The organism is Variovorax sp. V213 (genome assembly GCF_041154455.1).
In the GTDB taxonomy this organism is placed as follows: Bacteria; Pseudomonadota; Gammaproteobacteria; order Burkholderiales; family Burkholderiaceae_C; genus Variovorax.
The window spans coordinates 435797-462401 of record NZ_AP028665.1; the positions used below are offsets into that span (position 1 = coordinate 435797).

General features: G+C 67.8%; 27 protein-coding genes. 13 read left to right on the plus strand and 14 right to left on the minus strand.

The annotated features are described in order from the left end of the window. Nucleotides 1–69: 69 nt before the first annotated feature. Nucleotides 70–984 carry a LysR substrate-binding domain-containing protein gene (locus ACAM55_RS27115; RefSeq protein WP_369657353.1) on the plus strand — a complete coding sequence of 305 codons (915 nt, stop codon included), beginning with the start codon at nucleotides 70–72 and terminating at the stop codon, nucleotides 982–984. Between the two features lie 25 nt (nucleotides 985–1009). Here ACAM55_RS27115 and ACAM55_RS27120 read toward each other — a convergent pair whose 3' ends face one another. From ACAM55_RS27120 to ACAM55_RS27130, 3 genes are all read right to left on the minus strand, one after another. Further along, nucleotides 1010–1987 carry a Bug family tripartite tricarboxylate transporter substrate binding protein gene (locus tag ACAM55_RS27120; protein WP_369657354.1) on the minus strand — a complete coding sequence of 326 codons (978 nt, stop codon included), beginning with the start codon at nucleotides 1985–1987 and terminating at the stop codon, nucleotides 1010–1012. 38 nt (nucleotides 1988–2025) lie between these two features. After that, on the minus strand, nucleotides 2026–3063 hold the full coding sequence (locus ACAM55_RS27125) for a porin (RefSeq protein WP_369657355.1): 1038 nt from the start codon (nucleotides 3061–3063) through the stop codon (nucleotides 2026–2028). A 160-nt stretch (nucleotides 3064–3223) separates the two neighbouring features. Then, entirely contained in the window at nucleotides 3224–4135 is a 912-nt protein-coding gene (locus ACAM55_RS27130) for a LysR substrate-binding domain-containing protein (RefSeq protein ID WP_307639708.1), read from the minus strand. 125 nt (nucleotides 4136–4260) lie between these two features. Here ACAM55_RS27130 and ACAM55_RS27135 point away from each other — a divergent pair, with 125 nt between their 5' ends. The 11 genes from ACAM55_RS27135 to ACAM55_RS27185 all read left to right on the plus strand — a co-directional run bounded on the left by ACAM55_RS27135 (nucleotide 4261) and on the right by ACAM55_RS27185 (nucleotide 16304). Further along, nucleotides 4261–5418, plus strand: coding sequence for a CaiB/BaiF CoA-transferase family protein (locus ACAM55_RS27135; RefSeq protein ID WP_307639707.1), 1158 nt, complete (start codon nucleotides 4261–4263; stop codon nucleotides 5416–5418). Nucleotides 5419–5464: 46 nt separating this feature from the next. Next, on the plus strand, nucleotides 5465–6403 hold the full coding sequence (locus ACAM55_RS27140; protein ID WP_369657356.1) for a dioxygenase: 939 nt from the start codon (nucleotides 5465–5467) through the stop codon (nucleotides 6401–6403). After that, entirely contained in the window at nucleotides 6400–7206 is an 807-nt protein-coding gene (locus tag ACAM55_RS27145) for a citryl-CoA lyase (protein WP_307573708.1), read from the plus strand. The genes ACAM55_RS27140 and ACAM55_RS27145 overlap by 4 nt, the downstream gene beginning before the upstream one ends. After that, nucleotides 7203–8168 (plus strand): Bug family tripartite tricarboxylate transporter substrate binding protein, encoded by a 966-nt coding sequence (locus ACAM55_RS27150; protein ID WP_369657357.1) that lies wholly within the window; start codon nucleotides 7203–7205, stop codon nucleotides 8166–8168. The genes ACAM55_RS27145 and ACAM55_RS27150 overlap by 4 nt, the downstream gene beginning before the upstream one ends. Nucleotides 8169–8270: 102 nt before the next feature. After that, nucleotides 8271–9251, plus strand: coding sequence for a Bug family tripartite tricarboxylate transporter substrate binding protein (locus ACAM55_RS27155; RefSeq protein WP_369657358.1), 981 nt, complete (start codon nucleotides 8271–8273; stop codon nucleotides 9249–9251). A gap of 84 nt (nucleotides 9252–9335) precedes the next feature. Next, the gene (locus tag ACAM55_RS27160; RefSeq protein ID WP_093013387.1) at nucleotides 9336–10010 is read left to right on the plus strand and encodes a response regulator transcription factor; all 675 of its coding nucleotides are present in this window, start codon (nucleotides 9336–9338) and stop codon (nucleotides 10008–10010) included. Next, on the plus strand, nucleotides 9997–11391 hold the full coding sequence (locus ACAM55_RS27165; RefSeq protein WP_369657359.1) for a sensor histidine kinase: 1395 nt from the start codon (nucleotides 9997–9999) through the stop codon (nucleotides 11389–11391). Before ACAM55_RS27160 ends, ACAM55_RS27165 begins: the two co-directional genes overlap by 14 nt. Before the next feature lie 135 nt (nucleotides 11392–11526). Continuing rightward, on the plus strand, nucleotides 11527–12237 hold the full coding sequence (locus tag ACAM55_RS27170) for a TerC family protein (RefSeq protein WP_369657360.1): 711 nt from the start codon (nucleotides 11527–11529) through the stop codon (nucleotides 12235–12237). Nucleotides 12238–12247: 10 nt separating this feature from the next. Further along, nucleotides 12248–12682 (plus strand): universal stress protein, encoded by a 435-nt coding sequence (locus tag ACAM55_RS27175; RefSeq protein ID WP_369657361.1) that lies wholly within the window; start codon nucleotides 12248–12250, stop codon nucleotides 12680–12682. Between the two features lie 183 nt (nucleotides 12683–12865). Continuing rightward, a complete protein-coding gene (locus ACAM55_RS27180) occupies nucleotides 12866–15889 on the plus strand; it encodes a PAS domain-containing protein (protein WP_369657362.1) in 3024 nt (1007 codons plus the stop codon). 121 nt (nucleotides 15890–16010) lie between these two features. Continuing rightward, nucleotides 16011–16304, plus strand: a complete 294-nt coding sequence (locus ACAM55_RS27185) for a hypothetical protein (protein ID WP_369657363.1) — start codon at nucleotides 16011–16013, stop codon at nucleotides 16302–16304. A 158-nt stretch (nucleotides 16305–16462) separates the two neighbouring features. Here ACAM55_RS27185 and ACAM55_RS27190 read toward each other — a convergent pair whose 3' ends face one another. The 4 genes from ACAM55_RS27190 to ACAM55_RS27205 all read right to left on the minus strand — a co-directional run bounded on the left by ACAM55_RS27190 (nucleotide 16463) and on the right by ACAM55_RS27205 (nucleotide 18340). Beyond that, a complete protein-coding gene (locus ACAM55_RS27190) occupies nucleotides 16463–16870 on the minus strand; it encodes a type II toxin-antitoxin system RelE/ParE family toxin (RefSeq protein WP_369657364.1) in 408 nt (135 codons plus the stop codon). Nucleotides 16871–16872: 2 nt separating this feature from the next. Beyond that, nucleotides 16873–17166: a type II toxin-antitoxin system Phd/YefM family antitoxin gene (locus ACAM55_RS27195; RefSeq protein WP_369657365.1), complete on the minus strand. Its 294-nt coding sequence runs from the start codon at nucleotides 17164–17166 to the stop codon at nucleotides 16873–16875. A 143-nt stretch (nucleotides 17167–17309) separates the two neighbouring features. Next, nucleotides 17310–17453: a hypothetical protein gene (locus tag ACAM55_RS27200; RefSeq protein WP_369657366.1), complete on the minus strand. Its 144-nt coding sequence runs from the start codon at nucleotides 17451–17453 to the stop codon at nucleotides 17310–17312. After that, entirely contained in the window at nucleotides 17450–18340 is an 891-nt protein-coding gene (locus ACAM55_RS27205) for an MBL fold metallo-hydrolase (protein ID WP_369657367.1), read from the minus strand. The genes ACAM55_RS27200 and ACAM55_RS27205 overlap by 4 nt, the downstream gene beginning before the upstream one ends. 112 nt (nucleotides 18341–18452) lie before the next feature. On the opposite strand from ACAM55_RS27205, the gene ACAM55_RS27210 reads away from it, so the two are divergent. Then, entirely contained in the window at nucleotides 18453–19409 is a 957-nt protein-coding gene (locus ACAM55_RS27210) for a LysR family transcriptional regulator (RefSeq protein ID WP_369657368.1), read from the plus strand. A 26-nt stretch (nucleotides 19410–19435) separates the two neighbouring features. On the opposite strand, the gene ACAM55_RS27215 is transcribed toward ACAM55_RS27210, so the two are convergent. The 7 genes from ACAM55_RS27215 to ACAM55_RS27245 are packed head-to-tail and all read right to left on the minus strand — an operon-like array spanning nucleotide 19436 to nucleotide 26495. Then, on the minus strand, nucleotides 19436–20395 hold the full coding sequence (locus ACAM55_RS27215) for an NAD(P)H-dependent flavin oxidoreductase (RefSeq protein ID WP_369657369.1): 960 nt from the start codon (nucleotides 20393–20395) through the stop codon (nucleotides 19436–19438). Nucleotides 20396–20406: 11 nt separating this feature from the next. After that, entirely contained in the window at nucleotides 20407–21612 is a 1206-nt protein-coding gene (locus tag ACAM55_RS27220) for an ABC transporter substrate-binding protein (RefSeq protein ID WP_369657370.1), read from the minus strand. Further along, nucleotides 21609–22562: a branched-chain amino acid ABC transporter permease gene (locus ACAM55_RS27225; RefSeq protein WP_369657371.1), complete on the minus strand. Its 954-nt coding sequence runs from the start codon at nucleotides 22560–22562 to the stop codon at nucleotides 21609–21611. Before ACAM55_RS27225 ends, ACAM55_RS27220 begins: the two co-directional genes overlap by 4 nt. A gap of 1 nt (nucleotide 22563) precedes the next feature. Beyond that, a complete protein-coding gene (locus ACAM55_RS27230) occupies nucleotides 22564–23433 on the minus strand; it encodes a branched-chain amino acid ABC transporter permease (protein WP_369657372.1) in 870 nt (289 codons plus the stop codon). Next, nucleotides 23430–24155: an ABC transporter ATP-binding protein gene (locus tag ACAM55_RS27235; protein ID WP_369657373.1), complete on the minus strand. Its 726-nt coding sequence runs from the start codon at nucleotides 24153–24155 to the stop codon at nucleotides 23430–23432. Before ACAM55_RS27235 ends, ACAM55_RS27230 begins: the two co-directional genes overlap by 4 nt. Beyond that, entirely contained in the window at nucleotides 24152–24979 is an 828-nt protein-coding gene (locus ACAM55_RS27240; RefSeq protein ID WP_369657374.1) for an ABC transporter ATP-binding protein, read from the minus strand. Before ACAM55_RS27240 ends, ACAM55_RS27235 begins: the two co-directional genes overlap by 4 nt. A gap of 10 nt (nucleotides 24980–24989) precedes the next feature. After that, on the minus strand, nucleotides 24990–26495 hold the full coding sequence (locus ACAM55_RS27245; RefSeq protein ID WP_369657375.1) for an AMP-binding protein: 1506 nt from the start codon (nucleotides 26493–26495) through the stop codon (nucleotides 24990–24992). Nucleotides 26496–26605: the final 110 nt, after the last annotated feature.

Genomic DNA, 26605 nt, shown 5'->3' on the forward strand with positions numbered 1-26605 from the left:
GGCGGTCGCATGGAACGACCGGCCAATGGCCGCGCCTGCGCGGGGGCGCGCAGCCCTAGACTACGCTTCATGGACCTCAAGCAGCTGGAGTACTTTGTCCGCGTGGCGGAGCTCGGCAGCTTCACGCGCGCATCGATCGTGATCGATGTCGCGCAGCCCGCGCTCAGCCGGCAGGTGCGCCAGCTCGAAGTGGAGCTGCGGCAGAACCTTCTCACGCGCAATGGCCGGGGCGTCACCGTCACCGATGCGGGCAAGCTGCTGCTGGAGCACGCCAGGGGCATCCTTCACCAGATCGAACGCGCGAAGGAAGACCTCGGCCGCATGCGTGGCGCACTCGCCGGCCGTGTCGCGGTGGGCCTGCCGCCCAGCATCGCGAAGCGCATCGCCGTGCCCCTGACCCGCGCCTTCCGCCAGCAGCTGCCCGATGCGCGCCTTTCCATCACCGAGGCGCTCTCGAGCGCCATGCAGGAGTCGGTGACTGCGGGCCGCCTCGACCTGGCGCTGCTCTACAACCCCGCACCGTCGGCCGACATCGACAGCGTGGTCATCCTCGAAGAAGACCTGTACCTGGTGGGCCCGGCGCAGCCCGGTGGCACGGCCGATGGCGAGGTCTCGCTGCGCGAGGTGGCGTCGCAACCGCTCGTGATTCCGACCAAGCCCAATTCGATCCGCATGCTGGTGGAGGCGGAGATGGCGAACATCGGATGCCGGCCGACGATCGCGATGGAGATCGACGGCGTGGCCGCGATCCTCGACCTCGTCATCGATGGCTTGGGGCTGGCCGTGCTGTCCTCGAATGCGGTGCTCACCGCGCCACGCCCGGAGGCCTTTGCGACCCGCCGGATCGCGAATCCGTCGCTGCGCAGCCGGCTGGCCCTGGCCGTCAGTTCCCAGCGGCCCGCCACGCTGACGCAGCAGGCCGTCCTGAAGCTGGTGCGCGAGGTGGTGAGCCAGACGATGAACGGGCAGGCGCCGCCCGCGTGAGCATGGGTCGCGGACCCCTCGAGGCTCACTGCTTCGGAATGCCGGCGAGGCGGATGACCTCCGACCAGCGCTGAATCTCGTTCTTCAAGAGTTCCGCCTGCTGTTGCGGCGTGCTGCCCTGCGCCTCCACGCCGATCTGGCGCAGCCGCTCCTTGACCTCGGGTGCGGCCAGCGCTGCGTTCACTTCCTTGTTGAGCCGTTCGACGACCGCCTGCGGCGTCTTCGCGGGCACCGCAAAGGCGTTCCACGACGCCACGTTGAACTTGGGCGCGCCGCTCTCGGCGACGGTCGGCGTCTCGGGCAGCGCGAACGAGCGCTTCGTGCCCATGACTGCGATCGGATGCAGCGACTTGCCGCTGATCTGCCCGAGGATGGGCGCGAGGATCTCGACGCCGGCGTCGATCTGTCCGCCGCGCAGGGCCGTGATCATGGCCGGGGAGCCGTTGAACGGGATCACCTGCGCGTCGATGCCGGTGCTGCGCTTGAGCAGCTCGGCCGCCAGGTGCTGCGTGCTGCCCACGTTGATCGTTCCGATGTTGACGGTGCCCGGATGCGCCTTCGCATGGGCCAGGAGCTCCTGCATGGTCTTGAACTTCGAGTTCGCCGCCGTCACGACGGCCAGGTCGAAATAGCCGATCGTCGAAACCGGCGCAAAGTCCTTCACGGTGTCGAACGGCAGGCGCTTGAAGAGGCCCACGCTCACGGCATTGCCGTTGGACATCAGCAGCACCGTGAGTCCGTCGGGCGGCGCCTTGGCCACGGTGTCGGCGGCGACCACGCCGCCCGCGCCGGGCTTGTTGTCCACGATGATGCTTTGCCCCATCGATTCCGACATCTTCTGCGCGACGACGCGCGCCGTGAGGTCGGCCACGCCGCCGGGCCCGAAGGGCACCACGAGGCGGATCGGCTTCGTGCTGGAGGGCTGCGCGTTCGCGCCCATGGCGATGGTGGCCGCGGCCAGCACGAGTGCCGACCGCCGCGAGATCTTGATGAGGGTGTTCATGGGGTTCTATTCACTGTGGAACAAGCTTGCACAAGGTTTCAGAAGCGGTGCCGCATGCCGAGCGCGAGGCTTCCCCGTCGCTCGTATCCGGTGAGCCGGTCCGAGAGGTAGACCGCGTAGAGGTCGGTGCGTTTGGAAAGATAGTGGTCATAGCCGAGCGCTGCCGTCGTGCGGCTCGAATCCGTGATGGGCATGTCCCTGCGCGTGTGCGCGACGGACGCCATGATGCGGCCGGCGCCCACGGGCATCGCCACGCCGAGCTGCGTGGTCCGGGTCGTGGTGCGGATGTCGGGCGTGTCGGTATGAAAGTGCTGGCCGTAGAGCTTCACCGCCTCGAAGTCGTACGAGAGGCCGGCCATCTGGGCCTTCTGGCTCGAGATCGGCGCCGCCAGGCCCGGACCCGCCTTGACCTGCTGGGCCGAGACCACCGCGGCGAACGGGCCCTTCGCATAGTTGACGGTCAGGTTGACGTTGCGCACGCCGCCGCGGTTGGCCACCTCGCCCAGCCCGTACGCCGCGGACACCCGAAACCCCGCCATGTCGGGCGATGCGTACTGGAGGGTGTTGTCCCAGACGCTGTCGCCCAGCACCGCGCGGTTGTAGCCCGTGCTCCAGACCTGCAGCATCACCGGGCTCAGGTTGGCCGATGCGAGAAACGGATTGAAGTTGCCGGTGGCCGCATAGAGCGCATTGGTCTGCCGGCCCGCGCTCACCAGGCCGTAGGCACCGCCGAGCCCGACATAGGCGTTGCGCGAGAAGGAGGGGTCGGCCGTCGTCCTGCCGAAGGTGCCGCTGTCGGCCTGGAAGAAACTCTCCAGCGCGAAGAACGATCGCAGGCCGCCGCCCAGGTCTTCGTTGCCCTGCACGCCCCAATAGGAGGTCGTCATGCCGCCGCTGTTCAATACCTTGGTACGGCCGGGCTGGTCGCTGCGGCGCAGCGAACCCACATACTCGTCGACGACACCATAGATGCTCACGCTGTCCACCGGCGGCGTTCCTTGCGCAAAGGCCGGAAGCGATCCGAGCGAAGCAGTCGTGAGGCCCGCCGCAAGGCAGGCGCGGGTGCGCATATCCATCTTCTTGTCTCCGTGTTTTTTGAAGCGCCGAAGGGTGTCTTTGGTCCTGACCCCTGGCGTGATGGACTATCGCCAGTGCGCGGGCGCGCCGCTATCCCGCCCGTCCACTTCGAGATATGTCGCGGCGGCATGGCTGGGCGAAGGCCGCCCGGGATGCGCGTCAGCGCGCCGGCCGCGCCACCCCTTGCAGGCTGCTTCGCAGCGCGAGCTTGCGCACGATGGTCGAGAACGCCCGCGTGGCCGCGGCATCGCGCGCCACCGGCGACCACAGCATGCCGGGGGTGCGCACAGGCGTCGGGCTTTCGAGCCGGACCACGACGAGGCCCGAGAGTGCCGTCACCACGTTCGCGGCCATGATGGACGCGAGCTGCGTCTTGGCGACCAGGTCCATCATCGGTGCGAGCGTGTTGATCTCGGCCACCACGTGCGGCTGCGCGCCGCAGGAACGGAAGCATTCGTCGAGCATCTGGCGCGTGGCGAAGCTCGCCGGCAGCAGCACCATCGGCAGCCGGTGCAGCTCCACCATGCGCACGCGCTTGCGGCGCGCGAGCGGATGCTTCTTCGCCACCACCAGCACCATCTCCTCGTTGTAGAGCGGCTCGAACTGCAGTGGCCCCGGCGCGGCCGGCCGGTAGGCGATGCCCAGGTCCAGCGTGCCCTGCTGCAGCCGCGCGGCGATCTGGTCGGCCGAGAGCTCCTCGACCACCACCTTCACGCGCGGGTGCTTGCCATGGAAGCTCGCGATGCAATCCGGAATGAAGCCCAGGTTGAAGGTGTGCGTGGAGCCGACGCGCAGCTCGCCCGCCACGTCCGAGCTCTCCTGTCGCAGTGCGCCCAGCCCAAGGTCGATCTCGTGCAGGGCCTTGGTGCAGTAGTGCAGGAACTCGTCGCCCGCCTCGGTCAGGCTCACGCGCTTGCCGACGCGGTCGAACAGCGCGATGCCGATCTCTTCCTCCAGCTGCTTGATCTGGTGCGACAGCGTCGACTGCGTCACATGCAGGCGCTCGGCCGCGCGCGTGAAGTTCAGCGAGCCCGACAGGGCAATGAAGTAGCGAAGGTGCCGGAGTTCCATGGCGTTCCTTGGGACCGATGATCGATGGCATCGATGCTAACGATGAAAAACAATCATTTTCCGCATCCGCGGGCGCCACCTACAGTTTCTCCAACCCCGAACAACAACCCCAGGAGACCTCCCCGGTGCAAAAAGTCCTCAGCGGCATCAAGGTGCTCGAACAAGGCACGTTCATCACCGGCCCGGCGGCGGGCATGTTCCTCGCGGACCTCGGCGCCGAGGTGGTCAAGATCGAGCAGCCCGGCGCGGGCGATCCGTTCCGTGCCTTTCGCGGCGGCCTCTACAGCCCGCACTTCCAGACCTACAACCGCAACAAGCGCAGCATCACGCTGAACCCGAAGCTGCCCGAAGACGCGGCGGTGTTCGACGAACTGGTCAAGGACGCCGACGTCTACATCCAGAATTTCCGCCCCGGTGCGGCGGAGCGGCTCGGTGCCGGCGAGGCCCGGCTGCGCGACCTCAATCCGCGGCTCGTGTATTGCGCGATCAGCGGCTTCGGCCAGACAGGCCCTGCAGCTGCCCGGCCGGCCTACGACACGGTCGCGCAGGCCGCGAGCGGCTTTCTCAAGCTGCTGGTGAACCCGGCCAACCCGCGCGTAGTGGGCCCGGCGCTCGCCGACGCCATGACGGGCTTCTACGCCGCCTACGGCGTGCTCGGCGCACTGGTCGAACGCGGCCGCACCGGCCAGGGCCGCGCGGTCGAGGTGTCGATGCTCGAAGCCATGTGCCACTTCAACCTCGACGCGTTCACGCACCTCTTTTCCGAGAGCGAGGTCATGGGTCCGTTCAGCCGCCCGAGCGTGTCGCAGTCCTATGTGCTGGAGTGCGCGGACGGGCTGTGGATTGCGCTGCACATGTCCTCGCCGGAGAAGTTCTGGCAGGGGCTCGCCAACGCGATCGAGCGGCCGCGGCTCTTCGCGGACCCGCGCTTTGCCTCGCGCGAAGCCCGCATCGCGCACCAGGAAGACCTGATCGCGCTGCTCGGCGGCCTGTTCCGCCAGCACAGCCGCGCCGCATGGTGCGCGCGCCTCGAGGCCGAGGACGTGCCGCATGCGCCGATGTACGACACCCGCGAGGCGATGGAAGACCCGCAGGCGCGGCACCTGCAGCTGCAGGTGAGCGCACCGCATCCCGAAGGCGGCGAGTGGCACACGATCCGTTCGCCCGTGAGCTTCGACGGCGAGCGCCCGCTGGAGGTCAGTGCGCCGCCGATGCTCGGCGCCGACAACGCGGCCATCGTCACGCCCATCCGAAAGCGCCTGGGGCAGCCGGCCACCGCATAGCCGGGCCGCCCGAAGCCTTGAACAAAAAGCAGGAGACAAGCAAGCCATGACCCCATCGAACGAAAGCGAGCTGACGCAGACCGTGCTGCAGAGCCTGGAGGGCGCGCGTGACGCACGCTTCGCCCAGGTCATGCAGTCGCTGATCACGCACCTGCATGCCTTCATCCGCGAGGTGGACCTGACGCCCGCGGAGTGGATGCAGGGCATCGAGTTCCTGACCGCCACCGGCCAGACCTGCACCGACAAGCGCCAGGAGTTCATCCTGCTGTCCGACACGCTGGGCGCGTCGATGATGGTGGTGATCCTCGACCAGCTGCGCGCCGCAGCGGGCAAGCGCGGCCGAGCGGGCGCCGAGGCCACGCAGGCCACCGAGATCACCGAAGCCACGCACGCGACGGTGCAGGGCCCCTTCTACTGGGAGGGCGCGCCCGACCTGCCGCTCGGCGCCGACGTGGCGCAGGGCGCGCGCGGCGAGCCGACCTTCTACAGCGGCCGCATCACCGACACCGAGGGCCGGCCGCTCGCGGGCGCGCTGCTCGACATCTGGTCCGGCGACGGCGAGGGCGTGTACGACATGCAGGTCGAAGGTGCCGCCATGGCGGCGCGCGGACGCATCCGCACCGACAGCGAGGGCCGCTACTGGTTCTGGTCGATCCGGCCGAGCTTCTATCCGATCCCGACCGACGGCCCGGTAGGACGCATGCTGGAAGCCATGGGCCGCCATCCGAACCGGCCCGGCCACATCCACATGATGGTCTCGGCGCCGGGCCACGTGCCCGTGACCACGCATCTCTTCGTGGCCGGCAGCCCGTACATCGAGTCCGACGCCGTGTTCGGCGTGCGTCCAAGGCTCATCGTCGATTTCGAATCGCATCCCGCGGGCCGCGCGCCCGACGGCCGGACGCTGCAGACGCCGTACTGGTCCGCGCACTACGACTTCCGCCTTGAACCCCGCATGCCTGAACGCCAGAAAGACGCCACATGAAAATCGGAAAGTCCACCGTCCCGAGCACCGCCATCTGCACCTCGGACGAACACACCATCGTCGTGCGCGGCCAAGACCTGTGCCAAGAGCTCATCGGCCACCTGTCCTTCACGGATTATTTCTTCCTGCTGCTCACCGGCCGCCGCCCCGATGCGGCCTGCAGCGTGGTGCTCGATGCCACGCTGGTCGCCATTGCCGAACACGGCCTCGTGCCGAGCGTGCAGGCCAGCCGCATGACCTTCGCGGCGGCGCCCGATGCGCTGCAGGGCGCGGTGGCGGCGGGGATCCTGGGCTGCGGCTCGGTCATCCTCGGTGCGTCTGAAACGGCCGGCCGCCTGTTCATGGACGTGGCGGCACGCGTCGACGCGGGTGCCGGGCTGCACGACGCGGCCACGGCGGCCATCACCGAGCTGAAAGCCGCGCGCGCGCCGATCCCGGGCTATGGCCATCCGCTGCACAAGTCGCGCGATCCCCGGGTCGAGCGCTTGATCGACGTGGCGGCGCAGGCGGGCGCCGACCTGCGCTACGTGCGCATCGCGCAGGCGCTGGAGGAGGTGATTCCGGACATTGTCGGCAAGGCGCTGCGCATGAATGTCTCGGCGGCGATTCCAGCGGTGCTGCTGGGCGTCGGGTTTCCTGTCGCGTCGCTGCGCGGCGTGCCCATCCTGGCGCGCACGGCGGGCCTGATCGCCCACCTGGGGGAAGAGGCTGAGACGCCGAGCGGCTTCGCGCTGTCCTACCAGGCCACGCGCGAGCTGCGATACGACGGCAGCGTGCCGGCGGGCTTCGGAGCGGCCTCATGAAGTGTCGCCCATGGCTGGCCGCCGCGGGCCTGGCCGCGGCAACGCTCTGGACGGCCGGCGCCTGGGCCCAGGCCGGCGACGGCCGTGCCATCAAGCTGGTCGTGCCGTTCGCGGCCGGCACCTCGACCGACATCGTGGCGCGCGTGCTGGCCGACGCGCTGGGGCGCCAGCTCTCGCAGCCAGTGATCGTCGACAACAAGCCTGGCGCGGGCGGCGCCATCGGCAGCGAGCTGGCCGCGCGCTCGGGCGCCGACGGACACACCGTACTGCTCGGCACCGTCGGCACGCATGCGATCAACGCCTCGCTCTACAAGCGGCTCCCCTACCAGCCGCAACGGGACTTCGTGCCGCTCGGATTCATCGGCGCCACGCCCACGCTGCTGGTGGTGTCGGCCGCGGCGCCATGGAAGAGCGTGGCCGACCTGCGGGGCGCCAGCGGCAAGTCGATGAGCTTTGCCTCCGCGGGCAACGGCACCTCGGGCCATCTGGCGGGCGAGACGCTGAACCTGCGGCTCGGCAAGGACTTCGTGCACGTGCCGTACCGCGACGGCGCGCAGGCACTCACCGAAGTGATGGCGGGCAACGTGCAGTTCATGTTCTATCACCCGGCCGCCGTGTTGCCGCAGATCCGCGCCGGCAAGCTGCGCGCGCTCGGCGTGTCGAGCGCGAAGCGGAGCCTGGCTGCACCCGAGGTTCCCACACTCGCGGAGCAGGGCATCGCCAACTTCGATCTCGTGGCCTGGTTCATGTTGTATGCACCGGTCGACATGCCCGCCGCGCAGCGCGATCGCCTGCGCGATGCCACGCAGGCGGTGCTCGTACAGGCGGCGGTGCGCGACAAGCTCGCGGCTCAGGGCATCGAACCGATGGCCATGACCGCGGCCGAGATGGCGGCGTTCGGCGCGGCCGAGATCGCGAAGTGGGGCGAGGCGGTGCGGCGCTCGGGCGCGCAGGTGGATTGAAGAGAAAGAGAAGAAGAGAAGAAGAGCCAAACGCCCGGCCATATCGGGCGGCAAGCGGAATGTTCAAAAAAACGGGCACAGCGTTGCCCAAGGAGACAAGAAATGCGTTCGACTACCCTCAAGAAAATGCTTGGCCTGGTGCTGGGCCTTGCGGCCGGGCTGGCATCGACCCTGTCGACTGCGCAGACGGCGGAATGGCCGAGCAAGCCCATCAGGATCGTGGTCGGGTTCGCGCCCGGCACGCCGCCCGACATCTTCGCGCGCATGTACGGCGACTACGCGAGCCGCAAGCTCGGTGTGCCGGTGCTCATCGACAACAAGCCCGGCACCGCGGGCAACCTCGCGTCCGACACGGTGGCCAAGGCGCCGGCCGACGGCTACACCTTTCTCTACAACCTCTCCACGGCGTTCACGATCAACCCGTACATCTACAGCAAGCTGCCGTTCGATCCGGACAAGGACCTGGTGCCCGTCGCCACGACGATGCGCCAGGGCCTCGTGCTGATCGCGAATGCGAAGTTCCCGGCCAAGACCATCAAGGACCTCGTGGCCGCGGCCAAGGAGAAGCCCGGCGTCTACTCGCATGCCTCCTACGGCGCGGGCAGCCCGTCGCAGCTGATCGTCGAGTCGCTTAAGGACGAGGTCGGCATCACCATGCTGCACGTGCCGTACCGCGCGAGCCCAATCGCCGACCTGGTGGGCGGACAGGTCGATACGCTGATGGAGCCCATCGCCACGGGCTATCCGCTCATCAGCAGCGGCCGCGTCCATGCGCTGGCCTATTCGGGGCCCACACGCCACCCCGCCCTGCCCGAAGTGCCCACGCTGTCCGAGGTGATGCCGGGCTTTTCGATGATGTCGTGGCACGGCATCTGGGCACCCGCGAACACGCCGGCCGCGGTGCTCGAACGGTTCAATGCGGTGTTCGTCGAGGCCAGCAAGGACCCCGACCTCGCCAAGCGCATCAAGGACCTCAACAGCGAGCCGCTCGGCGTGTCACGCACCGAAATGACCGCCATGGTGCGCCGCGATGCCGAGATCTACAGCCGTGTCGTGAAGGCCCGCAACATCCGCGTGGACTGACCGGGAAGCCCCCGGCGGATCGCCGCCTCCCCTCGAAGCATTGCGGTTAGCATATTCCGCTGCACAAGGGCGGGGTGCCAACCAATGCGGATATTGCTTGTAGAGGACGACAAGGTACTGGCGGACGCGCTCTCGCGTGCGCTGGTGCAGTCCGCCCACGCCGTGGACATCGTCTCCACCGGCGAAGAGGCCGACCATGCGCTCGCCCTCGGCATCTACGATCTCGCGATCCTCGACATCGGCTTGCCAAAGCTCAGCGGCCTGGACGTGCTGCGCCGGCTGCGTGCGCGCAAGTCCACCATGCCGGTGCTGATGCTGACTGCGTTCGACACGCTGCAGGACCGCGTGCGCGGGCTCGACCTGGGCGCCGACGACTACCTGGCCAAGCCCTTCGACCTGCCGGAGCTCGAAGCGCGCGTGCGTGCGCTGCTGCGCCGCAGTACCAACTCCACGCCGTTTCTGGAACACGGCCGGCTGCGCTTCGACACCGTGGGCCGGCGCGTGTTCTACGACAAGCGACCTCTGGATTTGTCGCCGCGCGAGCTCGCCGTGCTCGAGCTGCTGATGATGCGCGAGGGTCGCGTCGTGGGCAAAGAGCAGATGGTCAACCATCTCTACGGCTGGGGCGACGAGGTCGGCGAGAACGCGATCGAGGTCAACGTCTACCGGCTGCGCAAGAAGCTGGAGCCGCTCGGGTGCGAGATCCGCACGGTGCGCGGCATGGGCTACCTGATGGACCGCAGTGATGCGGAAACCTGAGCCGAGGCTGCGGCGCAAGCTGCTGGCCTGGTTGCTCGGACCGCTCGTGGTGCTGCTGGTGCTGGACACCGCGGCGGCCTACTGGAACTCGCTGCGTTTTTCCCACCTGGCCTACGACCGCGCGCTGTACGAGATCGGACGCGAGATCGTGCTGCACGTGAAGCTCGACGGCACCCGCCCGCGGCTCGATCTCTCCGAGGCCGCGAGCAACATCCTGCTGCTGGACCAGGAAGACCTGCTCTTCTACCGCGTCGTGGGCGAAGACGGCACGACGCTCGGCGGCGATGCGGAATTGCCGCCGCCACTGCGCGGCGCTGAGCCCGGCAAGCCGCGCGTCTACCGCGACACCATGCGCGGCGAACCGGTGCGGATGCTGGTGGCCTGGATGCCCGTCGGCGCCGACCCCGCGACGCCGAAGGTCCTGGTCCAGGTCGCCGAGACCCTGCACAAGCGCACGCGCCTCGCCTGGGAGATGGTGGCCAACGTGGTGGTGCCGCAGCTGCTGCTGATCGTGATGGCCACGGCCGTGGTCTGGTTCGGCGTCTCGCGCGGGCTCGAGCCGCTGCAGCGGCTGCGGCGCGCAGTGTCGGACCGCTCGCACCTGGACCTGAGCCCCATCGATACCCACGACGTTCCGGGCGAGGTGCGGCCGCTCGTCGACGAAGTCAACGAGCTGATGGCACGCCTCGGGCGGACCTTCGATTTCCAGAGCCGCTTCGTGGCCGACGCCGCCCATCAGCTGAAGACACCCGTCAGCGGCCTGAAGGCCCAGATCGAGCTGGCGCTCAGGGAGAACGACGCGGAGCGGGTGCGCCACTCGCTCGCTCAGCTGTACATCAGCGCCGACCGGCTCTCGCGCCTGGTGCGGCAGCTGCTCTCGCTGGCCCGCAACGAGCCCGGCGCGCTCGACGCCATGCAGCTCTCGCCGCTCGACCTGAATGCCTACGCGCTCGAGGTCAGCATGGACTGGGTGCCGCAGGCGCTCAAGCGCGGCATCGACCTGGGCTTCGAAGGCGTCGAGCATCCGTTGGTGATCAACGCCGACCGGGACCGGCTGCGCGAGCTGATCAACAACCTGATCGACAACGCGATCCGCTACAGCCAGGCGAGCGGCCGCGTGACCGTGCGGGTGAGCCGCAGCGACAACGACCAGTGCCGCCTGGCCATCAGCGATGACGGCCCGAGCGTGCCGGTGGAGGAGCGCGCGCGCATCTTCGAGCGCTTTCACCGCCTGCTCGGCACGCAGGAGGATGGCAGCGGCCTGGGCCTGGCCATCGTCAGCGAGATCGCCACGCTGCACGGCGCGCGCATCACGCTGGAGGAAGACATCGACGGCGTGGGCAACACCTTCAGCGTCTTCTTCCCGTTGCGGGCCGCCTGAGCGGCCGGCTGTAAGCTGGCTGACAGCTGGCAGACAAGTGGCTGACAGCCTACCGGCAGAAAGGTGACAGCGCAGGCCCGTAGCCTCGGACACGACGGAACCGACCTGGTTCCGCGTCCACTTCGAGGAGACACCATGTCGTTTTTGTCCAGTCCGGATTTCTGGATTGCCCTGTCGCAGATCATCCTGATCAACATCGTCCTGAGCGGCGACAACGCGGTCGTCATTGCGATGGCCTCCCGCTCGCTGCCGCCCGCGCAGCAGAAGAAAGCAATCCTGTTCGGGAGCATGGGCGCCATCGTGCTGCGCGTGGTGCTGACGTTCTTCGCGGTCTACCTGCTGACGCTGCCGTACCTCAAGCTGGTGGGCGCCGCGCTGCTGTTCTGGATCGGCGTTGGCCTGCTCAAGGGCGATGAAGGCGAAGAGAACCTGGACGGCCACTCGAGCCTGGCCGCGGCCATCAAGACCATCGTCGTCGCCGACCTGGTCATGAGCCTGGACAACGTCGTCGGTGTCGCCGCCGCCGCCAAGGGCAACGTGCCGCTGCTGGTGTTCGGCCTCGTGATCAGCATCCCGCTGATCATCTTCGGCAGCACCCTGATCCTGAAGCTGATGGACCGCTTCCCGATCATCATCACCCTCGGTGCCGGCCTGCTCGGCTGGGTGGCCGGCGAAATGGCGATGTCGGATCCGGCCATCGCCGGCTGGGCCGCCAACCAGCATGCGCTGCACAAGATCGTTCCCGCGCTCGGTGCCATTTCCGTGGTGGTCGTCGGCAAGTGGCTGACCAGCCGCCGGAAACAAGAGCCGGAGCAAGAGCCGGAACCCGCCAACCAGTCCGCCTGAAGGTGTCGGCGTGAGACGGCGCATTCTGGTCCCCATCGACCCGACCGAGCCGGCACGCACGCGCTCTGCCATCGAGCAGGTCGTGCGCATCTGCCGGCAGGAGCCGGTGGCAGTCCGGCTGCTGCGGGTGCAGCCCGTGGTCTCCGGCCACGTCGCGATGTTCTTCGACGCGCAGGAGCTGCGCGAGCTGCAGCAAAGCGCGGGCGCCGAGGAACTGCAGTTAGCACAGAACCTGCTCGCGATGGCGGGCGTGTCCTGCAACAGCACCGTGGTGGTCGGGCGCAGCGCCGAGACCATCGTTGCCGCAGCGCGCGACTTCGGCTGCGACCGCATCGTCTTCGGCCGCGAAGAGCCCAGCCTGGCCGGACGGATATTCGGCTCGCTGGCGCAGCAGGTGCGCCAGCTGCTGGGCGCGAGCGGCGACCTGCAGGTCATCGGCTCCTGATATCGGAACCGGCCTTGGCCGGTCTCGCATTCCGCCCGAATGCGCACAGTACTGAAAAAGGCGTCATCCAATCGATGGCGCTTTTTTTTTGCCCGCAGGCTTCTGGAGGGGACGCTGCGGAGCCCGTTGCTATCATCGAAAAATGCAGTTCCGAACCACTGCCGTGCCGGTGAAGGAAACCCCGTGCGGCTCAAGCTGAGAACGAAGACAGCGCTGCTGATCACCCTGCTCGTGCTCGCCCTGGTGGGTGCAACCGGCGGGTGGCAGTACCGGAGCGTATCCAGCGAGTACGTCGACCTGATGCGCGAGCAGCAGCAGGCACTGACCGACAGCGCCGCGGCCGATCTCGACTACAAGCTGGGCGTTCATCTGGCGGCCCTGTCGCGTGCAGCCCGCGAACTTGGCGAACGCGGCTTCGCCGATCCCGCGGCGCAGCAGCGTTTCCTTGCGGACAAGGACCTGCGCGCGATGTTCGACAACGCCGCGGTCGCGACGCTGGACGGCGCCATCGTCGCCATCAACCCACCCGCGGGGCGGCCGCCGAACGTGGCCGACCGCGACTACTTCAAGCGCGTGCGCGACCTGCGCCAGCCGGCCATCTCGGCGCCCTTGCTCACCAAGGGCAGCCAGAAGCCCGCCGTGGTCATGGCCGTGCCCGTCGAAGGACCGGACGGCCGCCTCATCGGCGTGCTGGGCGCGGCGCTGGACCTGCAGCGCGCCAACGTGCTCGGCGATCTGAGCCGCGCCACCGTCGGCCGCGGCGGCTACTACGAGATCGTCACGCGCGGCGAGTCGCCCCGGATCGTCATGCACCCCGACGCGAAGCTGCTGCTCAAGCCTGCCGACGCAGCCGCCGATGCCTTCGCCAGCAATCCGGAGCGCGACCTGGCAACGCGCGCCACCGTACGCAGCGCCGACTGGGATCTGCGCTTGATCGTGCCGGCGCGCGCGGCCTACGCGCCGCTGGAACAGGCGAGGCGAAACCTGCTGCTGCAGTTGCTCTGGCTGGGCCTGGGCTGCGCATTCCTGGTCTGGCTGGGCACGGCCTGGTTCATGCGTCCCCTGGAAGCGCTCAGCAAGGCGATCCGTACCCTGCGCCATTCACCGGACAGCCAGGTCAGGCTCGATGTCGTCGCCAACGACGAGCGCGGCGACCTGGCACGCGAGTTCGACGCGTTGATGGCCGAGCTGCGCGAGCAACGTCTGGAGGTGGCCGCGGTCACCGACGCGTCGCCCGTGGGATTGTTCCGTTGCGACAGCAGCGGCCGCATGACCTATGTGAACGACGAGTACCTGGCGATTCACGGGCTCGAGCGGGAGGACGCGGAAGAGGGCTGGCTCACGCTCGTGCGCGAGGAGATCCGTGAGAAGGTCCGCCAGGATTGGATTCGCATCGTCAGCGCGGACGCACCGCTGAACGCCACGCGCCGGCTTCACCGCAAGGACGGCACGCAGGTGCTGGTGGCATTGCGAAGCCGACCCGTGGTCGCAGGAGGCCGCGTGCTCGGACACGTGGGAACGGTGACTGACATCACCGAGCGCACGCGGGCCGAACGGGCCCTTCGGACGCTCACGGCCATTTTCGACATGACGACCGACTACATCATCCAGAACGATGCGAAGGGGCGGCTCATCTACATGAATCCGGCCGCGCGCCGCCGCACGGGTGTGGACCTCGATGCCCCGATAGAGACGCTCAAAGTGTCGGACTTCAATCCACCGCAAACGCTCGAGAGATTCCGGTCCGAGGTGGTGCCGACCGCGCTCGCCACCGGCGTGTGGGTGGGAGAGTCGATGGTGTGGGACACCCGGCGGCGCGAGTTCCCGGTCAGCCACATGGTGATCGCGCACCGCGACAAGCACGGCAAGGTGGAATACTTCTCCGGATTGATGCGCGACATCTCGGCGGCCAAGGCCGCGGAACAGGCACTGCGCGAGAGCGAGCACCGGTTGCGCATGGTGACGGACCACCTGCCGGCACTGATCTCCTATCTCGACGGCGACCTGCGATTCCGGTTCGTCAACAAGGCCTACCAGGACTGGTTCGGGGTCGAACCCCGGCAACTGATCGGCCGCAGCCTGCAGGAGTTCTACGGCGACGAGGCGTGGGCGCAGATGGAGCCGTACATCCGGGCGGCCCTGGGCGGGCGCCAGGTCACCTACGAGCGGCGGGTGATGGGGCCCGGCGGGCGTCGCGACATCCAGGCCACGCTGGTTCCGGAGCGCAACGAGCAGGGCGAGGTGATGGGCCTCTATACGCTGGACAGCGACATCACCGCGCATCACGAGGCGGAGGAGGCCCTGCAGGAAAGCGAGGCCCGCCTGCGCACGGTGGCCGACGCGCTGCCGATGCGCGTGGCCTACATCGATGCGGACGAGCGCTACCGCTTCAACAACCTGGCCTACGAGCGCGAATTCGGGCTCTCCCGGGACCAGATCCAGGGGCACACCGTGCAAGAGCTCCTGGGCGAGCCCGCCTACCAGAGCGTGAAGCCTCACATCCGCGCCGCATTGGCCGGCGAGGTCGTCACCTTCCAGAGCGAGGTCAGCCAGAGCGACAGCTACAACTGCTACGAGGCCCAGTACATCCCCCAGCCCGCGGCCAACACCGAAGCCATCGTCGGCTTCCACGCCGTGATCACCGACATCACGCGGCAAAAGCTCGAGGAGAAGCGCCTGGTGAACCTGGCGCAGATCGATCCGCTCACCGGTCTTGCCAATCGCGCGGGTTTCGAAGCGCGCCTGCGCGAGGCCATGGACCGCAGCCGCAGCGCAGGCGCCCTGATGGCGCTGATGTACCTGGACATCGATGGCTTCAAGCAGATCAACGACCAGTTCGGGCATCAGACCGGCGATGAGCTGCTCAAGGCGTTCTCGAGCAGGTTGTCGCAAGGCCTGCGCTCCGGCGATGTCCGCGCGCGCCTGGGCGGCGACGAGTTCACCGTGATCATGGAGGGGCTGCCCAACGCCGACATTGCGGCTTCCGCCGCCACCAAGCTCGTCATGGCCATGCAGGCGCCATTCGCCATCGAGCAGCAGTGGACGATCAGCGTCACCGCCAGCATCGGCCTGGCGTTCTACCAGGGCGGCAACGCGACGGCCGCCGCACTGGTCAAGCGGGCAGACGAGATGCTCTACAGCGCCAAGCGGGCGGGCCGCAACAACGTCCAGGCAGCGACGCTGCCGATCGAAGGCGACCCGTCCTAGTCTTTACAAGCGCGGCCGGCGGCCGGTAGAAATTTCATCGAAATTCGCTGCAGCCTTACCGGCCCTTCACATGGCGCCGGCAGGATGGAACTCCTGAAAACAACGACTCGAAGGAGTTGCAATGAAGAAGTTATCCCTTGCATTGGGCGCAGCCGCTCTGGTTTCATTGGCCGCGCTGAGCGCGCCTGCGCAAGCGCAGCCGCACCATGGAGACGGCGGCTACCGTCCTCACGTGGTCGTTGTTCCGCCGCCACCGCCGCGCCACGTCGTGCGGCATGGCTATGACCACCGCTATGACCGCTATGACCGCCGTGCCGACTATCGCCATGGCCACCGCTACGCACGCCGGGACAGCGACCGCGACGGCGTGCCCGACCGCTACGACCGCCGTCCCCACAATCCATATCGGCGTTGAGCGAGGGTCACCCGAAGAGGGGAGTTCGGTCCGCTTGCAGGAGCCAGCTTCGTCAAGATCTGAGGCACAGCTCTACGCTGCCACCGCGGCCGTCGATACGGCTCGGTGTGCACGGTCAAGGGCTTGTTGGACCGTCGCCTGGGGCCGCAGTAGCGGCGCTACGGTTCAAACCAAAACGACAACTGCTTGTGATGCTTGATCGCCAACAAATGAACGATCGGAGATTGGTCTGGCCGGCTGTCGTGCACGGAATACAGCACCAAGTAATCGTCCATCACGTACTCACGAACGTTTGGAGTCGGCTTATGCGATGCCAGTAGACGCTGCAGTCGCTCGAACACCATTTGCGCCTCTACCGATTCAGGCTGACGACTCATGAACGGCCGACCCATCCGCGGATGCCGCTCCAGATGCGTCAGCACTACGTCGGTGAGTTCGTCAAGCAATCGGTCATAGCCCTGGGGAAATTCGCTCTCGTCCCAGAAAGCTGCGATGCCTTCCAAATTGGCTGCGAAGTTCGCTGTGTAACGGATCTCCGCCAGTGGCTTGTTTTCGTCGCTCGCCATCGTCAGCGAGTGGTCCGATGGGCCTTCAATGCAGCCAGCCCTTCGCGTGCACTGGTCGACCGACCTGCCTCCACATCCGCCAGCCCCTTCTCGATTTCGCCGAGCAGCAGAAGATGAATGCTCGCGCGCTCCAGCCGGTGATAGTGATCAAGCCGCTTCGCGTCGATCATCGCCACGGCAGGCTCGCCGTTCTTCGTGATGATCTTCTCGGCGCCGTTTTGCACCTGCTCAACCAATTCGGACAGGTGCGTGCGTGCGCTCGAAAACGGGATGATGTCGCGGACTGCGATGGACATTGGCTTCTCCAGAGCACGAAATTTCGCTCTTAATTTTGTGCATTGTATGCTCTTCCTGGCGGAGCGGAGGACGGCTGGAATTTCTGAAGGAAGCGTTGCAGAGGCGGCGGAATCCTGCGAAACCATGGCCGGCGTACAGCCCTTCAGCGGGGCGCGTGGACGGCGAGCGCCGCACGCAACTGCTCGACCGCAACCACCGGCCCGCCCTGCAGCTGCCAGACATGCGCCATGCGGGCCGAGGCCGCATGGTGGTCGCGCACGACGTCCAGGTGGCTGCGCGTGCTCACCACTTCATTTCGCCCTTATTCACCTTGGCGCCGATGTCCAGCGCCACGCCAAGGCCCGCGTCCGGATAGGCCTGCTTCATGGCGCCGATGAGCGCGCCGCTGTTGGCCGCCTTCGGCAGCTCCTGCTCGTAGCGCGCGAGGTAGGCCTGGCTCCAGGCGATCTGCGATGCGTCCTGCCTGGCGCCAACGGCGCTGTGGCCCGGGATGACCCGGGTCGGCTGCAGGGCGGCCATGGTGCCGAGCTTCGTGGCCCAGTCGGCGCGCTCCTGCGGCGTCTGCGCATCGGCCGTCCAGAGATGCAGGCCGGCGTACACGTTCACGCCGCCGGCAATGGTCTTGAGCGAGGGGATCCACACGTAGCTGCGATGCGGCAGGCTGTCGTCGAGGCCGCGCACCTCGATCGACTGGCCTTCCAGCGCAATGGTGTTGCCCGCCAGCACCTCGGGCAGCGGCACGCTCCTGGGCGCGTTGGCGCCCATGCGCGGGCCCCACACCTGCAGCTTGGTGGCCAGCGTGGCCTGGATCTTCTTCAGCGTGGGCGCCGTGGTCACGACCTTGGCGTCGGGGAAGTACTGCTTGAGCACCTCGATGCCGAAGTAGTAGTCAGGATCGGCCTGGCTGATGAAGATGGTCTTGAGCGTCTTCTTGCTGTCGAGCACCATGGCCGCGATGCGCAGCGCGTCGGCGCGCGTGAAGCCGGTGTCCAGCAGCACGGCGTCGGTCTGCCCGGCCACCAGCACCGAGTTGACGTGGAAGCTGTTGGCGTCGGCGTTGTAGACCTGAAGGGTCAGCGGCGAGGCCGGCTGTGCCGACGCGTCGGTCGAGACGATGCCGAGCGACATGGCGGCCGGCAGCAGGGCAAGGGAAAAGAACTTGATCGTTTTCATGAGGGACTCCATCGAAGCCGAGAGGTTGCGGATGGGCCCATCGTATTGATTCGGTTATCGAAGATAAACTTCGATTCGATCAAATGATTGTCAACTGATTCGAGTCAATCCCATGGACCACCTCAGCGCCATCCGGACCTTCATCGAGATTGCCGACCAGGGGAGCCTGACCCGCGCGGCCGAAGTACTCGACCTTTCTCGCGCCATGGTCAGCCGCCATCTCGAAGGCCTGGAGCAGTGGCTCGGCGCGCGCCTGCTGCATCGCACGACCCGCCGCGTGAGCCTGAGCGATGCGGGGCAGGAGGCGCTGCCCCGGCTGCGCCAGATGCTCGAGCTGGCCTCGGACGTGCAGGCCGTCACCGGCGCGCGGCGCACGGAGCCCGCGGGCAAGCTGCGGCTCACCACCAGCCTGTCGTTCGCCCTCTCGAGCCTCACGCGTGCCATCGTGGAGTTTCAGGGCCGCTATCCGCGCATCGAGGTCGAACTGCTCACGGTGGACCGCGCGATCGATCTTGTCGATGAACGCATCGACCTCGCCATCCGCATCACCAACCGACTGGACGAAGGCGTGGTGGCGCGCCAGATCGCCACCTGCCACTCGGTGCTGTGCGCATCGCCCGCCTACCTGGAGCGGCGCGGCGTGCCCAAGCGGCCGGAGGATCTTGCGGCGCACGAATGCATCACCCACGCCTTCGGTAGCCGCGCCGAGTACCGGCTGCACAAGGCGGGCCGGCCGGTCAGCGTCGCGGTGAGGGGCGGACTCTCGAGCAACGAGACATCGGTGCTGCGCGAGGCCGCGCTGGCGGGCGCGGGCATCGCGATGCTGCCCACCTACTTCGTCGTGGGCGAGCTTGCGCGGGGCGCGCTGGTGCGCTTGCTGCCGGACCACGAGCCCGAAGTGCTCGGCATCCATGCCGTCATCCTGTCACGCCAGCATCAGCCGCGGCCGCTCAAGCTGCTGATCGATTTCCTGGCGGAGCACTTTGGCGGGGACCTAGCGCCCTGGGATCGGAAGCCATCGGCGCCCTCGCGTCGCAAGACGCGCATCGATACAAAGCGCCGGCCCTGAAAGGACATCGCGGCAAGTGTCGCACCTCAGGCAGCCAGCACCGTTTCGCCGAGGCGCCGCAGCGCCGCGACATATTCGCGGCGGAGGCGGTCGACCAGCGCGCCGGCCGGCATCACCTCGGTCACCGCCGCGATGCCTTGGCCGCAGCCCCAGATGTCTTTCCAGGGCTTCTTGCGGTCGCTTCCGAAATTCATCATGCGCACCTCGCCGTGCGGCAGCGCGTCGGGGTCGAGCCCCGCCGCCGCGATGGAGCCGCGCAGGTAGTTGCCGTGCACGCCCGTGAACAGGTTGGAATAGACGATGTCGCGGCTGCTGCTCTCGACGATCATCTTCTTGTAGGCGGCGTCGGCGTGTGCTTCCTCGGTGGCGATGAAGGCGGAGCCGATGTAGCCGAAGTCGGCGCCGGCCGCCAGCGCGGCGAGGAGCGCGTCGCCGGTGGCGATGGCGCCGCTCAGGGCGAGCGGTCCGCGGAACCAGCGGCGAATCTCGTGCACCAGCGCGAAGGGGCTGACGGTGCCGGCATGGCCGCCGGCGCCAGCGGCCACGGCCACCAGTCCGTCGGCGCCTTTCTCCACCGCCTTGCGCGCGAAGACGTCGTCGATCACGTCGTGGAGCACAACACCGCCCCACGCGTGCACGGCGTCGTTGATCTCGGGCCGCGCGCCTAGCGAGGTGATCACGATCGGTACCCTGTAGCGCTCGCAGGCCGCCATGTCCTGCTCGAGCCGGTCGTTGCTCCGGTGCACGATCTGGTTGATGGCGAACGGCGCCGAAGGTGCTTCGGGATGCCGGCGGTCGTGCGCCGCGAGTTCCTCGGTGATTTCGGCCAGCCAGTCGGTAAAGAGGGCGGCAGGCCGGGCATTGAGCGCCGGCATCGAGCCGACGATGCCGGCTTTGCACTGGGCGATGACCAGTTGCGGCGTGCTGATGATGAACAGCGGCGCGGCCACGACGGGGAGCCGCAGCTTGCGGAATGCTTGGTGCATGGGCATGGAGATCAGAAGATGGAAACGAATTCGCCGAGGCGGTTCCAGCGCTTGCCGTCGAACACGACCGGCTGGAGAGACTTGATGAGCCGGTAGTCGTCAGGGCTGCTGCTCACCACAACGCCGGGCAGGAACATGGGAAGCTGCACGGCCTTGATCGACGAGGCTTGCCGCAGCACGTTCTCGCGGGTGAGGTTGTCGCCTGAGGCGCGCAGGATGTCGACCATGAGCCGCGCGCTGGAGTACGCGTACACATGGGAGCCCAGGCGCAGGTCGGCTTCCGGCCGGTATTTCTTCATGAAGGCCAGCCACTCGCGGAACGCAGGATCGTTCTCCCACTGCGTGTCGTTGGGGTCCTTGGAATACGCGGTGGAGATCACGCCGACGGCCTTCTCCGGACCGGCCGGATTGAACACCGCGCCGATCAGCGCGGCGCCCTGGGCCAGGTAGTGCGTCGGCTTCCAGCCGGTGTCGTGAACCCGGCGCAGCGTCTGGATCGCCGCCTTGGCGGTGCTGAAGCTCACCAGCACGTCCGCACCCGCGCCGCGCAACTGCACGATCTGCGAATCCACCGTGGGGTCGCTCACTTCGTACGAAGCCTCTGCGACGATCATCGACTTGGCGCGCGCACCCAGCCCTTCCTTGAAGCCGCGCAGATAGTCGCGTCCGTAGTCGTCGTTCTGGTACAGGATGCCGATCTTCGCGTTGGGCTTTTGCTCCAGGATGTGCCGCGCGTAAACGCGCGCTTCGGACGCATAGTCCGGATAGAAGCTCATGCTCCAGGGATTGCGCTGCGGGTCGTTCCACTTCGAAGCGCCGGTCAGCAGCAGAAGGTGCGGAATCTTCTTGGCGTTCACATAGCGGTGCACTGCGGAATTGGTGGCAGTGCCGAACATGCCGTAGAGCAGCAGTACCTGATCCTGCTCCACCAGGCGCCGCACGCCCTCCACTGTTTTGGGCGGCGAGTATCCGTCGTCCAGGCTGATGAAGTTGAGCTTGCGGCCGTTCACGCCGCCTTGGTCGTTGACCATGCGGAAGTAGGCCGCCTGCGTCTTGCCGACCTCGCCATAGATCGACGCGGCGCCGCTGTACGCCATCGTCTGTCCGATGCGGATCTCGGTGTCCGACGCGCCCGGATCGTATTTCTTCTGCGCGGCAGCGCTGCCGCATGCCAATGCCAGCACGACTGTTGCCAGTCCCAGGGCCAATGTCTTCATGGCTTGCTCCTCGCAAGAAAGCGGTGTTTCAAATGACGGATGCCGCCGGCCGCACCCGTGGGCCAGAGCAGCACCAGCACGATCAGGATGGCGCCGTAGACGGCCCAGGGTGCGGACTTGGAGACCTGCTCCGCCACGCGCGGCACGAACTGGATGAACAGCGCGCCGTAGACCGCGCCCTGAAGCGACGACAAGCCGCCGACCACGGCACCGACCAGCAACGTGATCGACAGGAAGATCGAGAAGCTGTCGGGCGCAACAAACTGCACCACGATGGCCGACAGGGCGCCGCCGACGCTGGTGCACAGCGCCGATACGCCGAACGCCAGCGTCTTGATGCGTGCGTTGTCCACGCCCATGGCCTGTGCCGCAATCGGGTGGTCGCGCACGGCGACGATGTTCAGCCCGACGCTGCCGCGCAGCAGGTTGTGCACGGCGGCGAACAGCGCGGCCGCCACGGCCAGGCAGAAGAAGTAGAGCCACTGGTCCGCATCCAGCGGCAGGCCGAACGGCGCCTCGGGCTTCATCAGCACGATGCCCTGGGAGCCGCCGGTCCAAGTCTCCAGCCCTTTGTACTTCAGCAACTGCGGCGTCGCCACGCCCAGCGCGAAAGTCGCCAAGGCCAGGTAGACCCCATCGAGCTTGAGGGCCGGCCTGCCGAACAGCCAGCCGAGCGTTCCACCCAGCAGCGCGGCGGCCGGCAGTGTCGCCCAGTAGGGCCAACCGGCATGCTCCATCAACACCGCGGCTGTATAGGCGCCCAGCGCGAAGAACGCGCCGTGACCGAGCGAGATCTGACCGTTGAATCCCGTGAGCAGGTTCAGGCCGAGCAGGGCCACCGCATACGTGATCACGAGGGTGGCCTCGAACACCGCATAACTCGGCAGCGCAAACGGCAGGGCGCAGGCGATCGCGACAAGAAGGACGACAGTAAACAGGTGGCGCTGCATGTCAGACCCTCACCACGACGGCTTTGCCGAACAGGCCGTTCGGCCGGGCCACCAGCACCGCGATGATCAGCACCAGGGCGACGGTGAGCTTGAGTTCGGCACCCACCACGTAGGTGCCGACCAGGTTTTCGAGCACGCCGACAATGAACCCGCCGACGACGGCGCCCGGTGCGCTGCCGATGCCGCCGAGCACCGCCGCGGCGAAGGCATACACCAGCACGCCCGACATCATGTGGACGTCGAGGAAGACGACCGGGGCGATCATCATCCCGGCGACGGCGCCGATGGCGCCGGCGAGCCCCCAGCCGAGTGCCAGCATACGATCGACGCGTACCCCGACAAGTCGGCTCGACACCGGGTTCTCCGCGGTCGCGCGCATCTGCAGCCCGAGTGGCGAATAGCGAAAGAACAGGTACACCACCAGGAGCATGGCGAGCGTCATGCCCACCGCGCCGAGCTGATGGGCGGAGACGAGTCCGCCGGCCGCGCCGGCTTGCGGAAACGGGCTGGGAAAAGATCGGATCGCATAGCCGAACAGCCAGCCGGCAATGCTGTGCAAGATGACCAGCAGTGCGACGAACACCACCACGATCGACAGCACCGGTGCATGGCGCAGCCGCCGGATCAGCACGGCTTCGATCGCGACGCCCAGGGCGAACGCGATCGCGACCGTGGCGGCAAAGGCCGCCCAGTAGGGCCATCCGGCCTCGATCAGGAGCGACGCGATGAAGGTGCAGAACATCGCCATCTCGCCCTGCGCGAAGTTCACGTGGTGGGTGCTGCGGTACACCATCACCAGCGCCAGTGCCAGGCTGGCGTAGATCCCGCCGGTCGCCAGGCCCGCCGCGAGCTGCGGCAGCAATGTGTTCATGCGATGTCTCCTCCCAGGTAGGCCGCGTGCACGGCCTCGTGGTTGCGCACGGCCGCCGCCGGCCCATGCAGGACGATGCGGCCGGTTTCGAGCAGGTAGGCTGTGTCGGCCAGGTCCAGCGCGAGGCCGGCGTTCTGTTCGACCAGCAGGATCGCGACGCGCTGTTCGTCGCGAACGCGCCGCATGATGCGGAAGATGTCTTGCACCACGTTCGGCGCGAGGCCGAACGACGGTTCATCCATCAGCAGCAGCCGGGGCCGCAGCATCAGGGCGCGCGCGATGGCGAGCATCTGCTGCTCGCCGCCGGACAGCGTGCCCGCCTGCTGGTGGCGGCGCTCCTTCAGCCGGGGGAAATACTCGTAGAGGCGCTCGAAGTCCTCGCGCACGCCGGCCTTGTCGGTCCGCGTGCATGCGCCCATGCGCAGGTTCTCCTCCGTGCTGAGGCCCGCGAACGTGCCGCGTCCATCCGGCACGTGGGCGACGCCCAGGCGCACGATGTCTTCCGTGGCGAAGGTCTCGATGCGCTGGCCGCCGAACATGACCTGACCCTGCCGTCGCACCAGGCCGCACAGGGCGCGCAGCGTTGTTGTCTTGCCGGCACCGTTGGCGCCGAGCAGCGCGGTCACGCCCGCGGCAGGCACCTGCAGGTCGATGCCGAAGAGCACGCGGCTGTTGCCATAGCTGGCCTCCAGCGCTCGCACGTCGAGCAGGACGTCGCTCATTGCACGATCCTCTGTTCCGCCGGCTCGCCCAGGTAGGCTTTCAACAGCTCGGGATCGCGCCGCACTTCGGCCGGTGGGCCCTCGGCTAGCTTGCGTCCGAAGTTCAGTGCCACGATGTTGTCCGACAAAGCCATCACGAGTCCCATGTGGTGTTCCACGAGCAGCACCGTCAGCGCGAAGCGCCGGCGCAGCATGCGGATCAGGACGGCGAGCTCGTCGACCTCCTGGTGGTTGAGGCCGCACGCCGGTTCGTCCAGCAGCAGCAGGCTCGGCGACGAGGCCAGTGCCCGCGCAAGCTCCACGCGCTTCTGCGTGCCGAAAGGCAATTCGCCGGCGGGCACGTCGGCCACCTTGCCGAGGTGCAGCAGCTCGATCAGCTCGTCGACGCGCGCCGCCTGAGCCAGTTCTTCGCGGGCGACCGCAGGCAGGCGCAGCGCATGCGCAAGCCAACCGGTGCCGCGGCGGCAGGTGGTGCCGACCGCGATGTTCTGCCGCACCGTCAACGTCCTGAACAGCGCAAGGTTCTGGAAGGTGCGCCCGATGCCCAGGCCCGCCATCCGGTGCTGCGGCAGCGCACCGAGCGCCTGCCCCGCGAAACGGATCTCGCCCGAATGGTTTGCGTACAGGCGCGACAGGCAATTGAACAGAGTGGTCTTGCCCGCGCCGTTGGGCCCGATCAGCCCGCAGATCTCACCGGTCGCGACATCGAAGGACACGTGGTCCAGGGCCACCACGCCGCCGAAGCGCACCGTGACGTCCCGCACCTCGAGCAACGGTTTGGGCTGCCGCCGGCCGCCGGAGATGCCGTAGATGCCGTACTTCATCGGTTCGCCTTCATCCACGGACCTGCGCGCGCAGCACGTTCTTGAGCACCTTGCCGGCACCCGACAGCGGCAGCTCGGGCACGAAGCTGAAGGCGCGCGGGCACTTGTAGCCGGCCAGCCGTTGGCGGCACCACTCGCGCAGCACCTCGCCCTCGATCGGGGCTGAGCCTTGCCGCAGTACCAATACCGCGTGCACGGCCTCGCCCCAGCGGACGTCGGGCACGCCGACCACCGCCGCATGAGCCACTGCCGGGTGGCCGCGCAGCACGGTCTCGACCTCGCCGCCGTACACGTTCTCGCCACCGCTGATGATCATGTCCTTGAGGCGATCGACGATGAAGAGATGGCCGCTTTCATCCATGCGGCCGGCGTCGCCCGTGCGCAGCCATCCGTTGCGGAACACGGCTTGCGTCGCCTCCGGCTGGCGCCAGTAGCCGCGCATCACCATGGGTCCGCGCAGCACCACCTCGCCCACGTCACCGCGCGGCAGCTCGCGGCCTTCTTCGTCGGCGACGAGGATCTCGGCGCCCAGGCCGGCGCGGCCCACGGAATGGACCAGCCCGCTCTCGCGAGGCCCTGCGCGGTGGTTGGCCGGCGGGTTCATGCACACGGCGCCCGCGGTCTCCGTCATGCCGTAGGCCTGAAAGAATTCGGCCTGCGGCAACGCATCCAATGCGCGGGCCAGCAGGTCCGGCGGCATGGGCGCCGCGCCGAAGGCGACCCGCGTGAGGCCCTGCACCCGCTCACGGCGGAACTCGGGCGCGTCGAGCAGCGACTGCAGCATCGTCGGTACCGCGACGATGTCGCTCACGGCGTGGCGCTCGATTGCGTCCAGCACGCGATCGGGCTGGAAACGGGCCAGCGTGTTGCAAGTGCCGCCCACGACGATCTGCCCGAGCAGCCGGCCCAGGCCGGCGACGTGGAACAGCGGCGCGACGAGCAGCGCCACCGAGTCCGGCGAATTCGGCAATTCCGCCCCGCGCGCGACCGAGGCAGCCCAGAAGTTGGCGTGCGACAGCATCACCCCCTTGGCGCGGCCGGTCGTACCGCCGGTGTAGAGGATGGCGGCGAGCGCGTCGCCGCCCGTGCGCGTATCGGGTAGCTCCGCGCATCCGCGCGCTTGCGCCGCGAAGGCGTCCAGCGTGAGCACCTGCGTCGCGCCCTGCGGCACGAGATGCATGAGCGATTCGTCGGCCAGCATCAGTGCCGCGGCGCTGTCGGAGAGCGCATCGGCCAGTTCGTGCGCGCTCCAGCGAATGTTGAGCGGGCAGGCGACGGCCCCGAGCCACCAGCAGGCCAGGAGCGCCTGGACCAAGCGATCGTCGTTGGGCGCGAGCAGTGCGACGCGGTCGCCCGCGCCAACGCCGTGGCCCGACAGCGCGGCCGCCTGCCGCGCCGTGCTTTGCAGCAGCTCGGCGAAAGCCAGGCGCCGCGGAGCGCCGTCTCCGAGATGGACCAATGCGTCCTTGCCGGGGTGGCGCTGGAGCGAGCGGTGCAATCCTTGGGTGAGGTACATGGGGGTCGGGTTTCAGAAGATGCCTGCAGCTTCGCGCCGAACCGCACGCACGAATATCGGAAAGGTGCAGGCCGGAGGATTGCGTGCAGGAACTGCGGTTTCCCCCATTG

Coding starts and splice junctions, on each gene's coding strand:
- ACAM55_RS27115 (WP_369657353.1), top strand. CDS start 70: ATGGACCTCAAGCAGCTGGAGTACTTTGTCCGCGTGGCGGAGCTCGGC.
- ACAM55_RS27120 (WP_369657354.1), bottom strand. CDS start 1,987: ATGAACACCCTCATCAAGATCTCGCGGCGGTCGGCACTCGTGCTGGCC.
- ACAM55_RS27125 (WP_369657355.1), bottom strand. CDS start 3,063: ATGGATATGCGCACCCGCGCCTGCCTTGCGGCGGGCCTCACGACTGCT.
- ACAM55_RS27130 (WP_307639708.1), bottom strand. CDS start 4,135: ATGGAACTCCGGCACCTTCGCTACTTCATTGCCCTGTCGGGCTCGCTG.
- ACAM55_RS27140 (WP_369657356.1), top strand. CDS start 5,465: ATGACCCCATCGAACGAAAGCGAGCTGACGCAGACCGTGCTGCAGAGC.
- ACAM55_RS27145 (WP_307573708.1), top strand. CDS start 6,400: ATGAAAATCGGAAAGTCCACCGTCCCGAGCACCGCCATCTGCACCTCG.
- ACAM55_RS27150 (WP_369657357.1), top strand. CDS start 7,203: ATGAAGTGTCGCCCATGGCTGGCCGCCGCGGGCCTGGCCGCGGCAACG.
- ACAM55_RS27155 (WP_369657358.1), top strand. CDS start 8,271: ATGCGTTCGACTACCCTCAAGAAAATGCTTGGCCTGGTGCTGGGCCTT.
- ACAM55_RS27160 (WP_093013387.1), top strand. CDS start 9,336: ATGCGGATATTGCTTGTAGAGGACGACAAGGTACTGGCGGACGCGCTC.
- ACAM55_RS27165 (WP_369657359.1), top strand. CDS start 9,997: ATGCGGAAACCTGAGCCGAGGCTGCGGCGCAAGCTGCTGGCCTGGTTG.
- ACAM55_RS27170 (WP_369657360.1), top strand. CDS start 11,527: ATGTCGTTTTTGTCCAGTCCGGATTTCTGGATTGCCCTGTCGCAGATC.
- ACAM55_RS27185 (WP_369657363.1), top strand. CDS start 16,011: ATGAAGAAGTTATCCCTTGCATTGGGCGCAGCCGCTCTGGTTTCATTG.
- ACAM55_RS27190 (WP_369657364.1), bottom strand. CDS start 16,870: ATGGCGAGCGACGAAAACAAGCCACTGGCGGAGATCCGTTACACAGCG.
- ACAM55_RS27195 (WP_369657365.1), bottom strand. CDS start 17,166: ATGTCCATCGCAGTCCGCGACATCATCCCGTTTTCGAGCGCACGCACG.
- ACAM55_RS27205 (WP_369657367.1), bottom strand. CDS start 18,340: ATGAAAACGATCAAGTTCTTTTCCCTTGCCCTGCTGCCGGCCGCCATG.
- ACAM55_RS27210 (WP_369657368.1), top strand. CDS start 18,453: ATGGACCACCTCAGCGCCATCCGGACCTTCATCGAGATTGCCGACCAG.
- ACAM55_RS27215 (WP_369657369.1), bottom strand. CDS start 20,395: ATGCACCAAGCATTCCGCAAGCTGCGGCTCCCCGTCGTGGCCGCGCCG.
- ACAM55_RS27220 (WP_369657370.1), bottom strand. CDS start 21,612: ATGAAGACATTGGCCCTGGGACTGGCAACAGTCGTGCTGGCATTGGCA.
- ACAM55_RS27225 (WP_369657371.1), bottom strand. CDS start 22,562: ATGCAGCGCCACCTGTTTACTGTCGTCCTTCTTGTCGCGATCGCCTGC.
- ACAM55_RS27230 (WP_369657372.1), bottom strand. CDS start 23,433: ATGAACACATTGCTGCCGCAGCTCGCGGCGGGCCTGGCGACCGGCGGG.
- ACAM55_RS27235 (WP_369657373.1), bottom strand. CDS start 24,155: ATGAGCGACGTCCTGCTCGACGTGCGAGCGCTGGAGGCCAGCTATGGC.
- ACAM55_RS27240 (WP_369657374.1), bottom strand. CDS start 24,979: ATGAAGTACGGCATCTACGGCATCTCCGGCGGCCGGCGGCAGCCCAAA.
- ACAM55_RS27245 (WP_369657375.1), bottom strand. CDS start 26,495: ATGTACCTCACCCAAGGATTGCACCGCTCGCTCCAGCGCCACCCCGGC.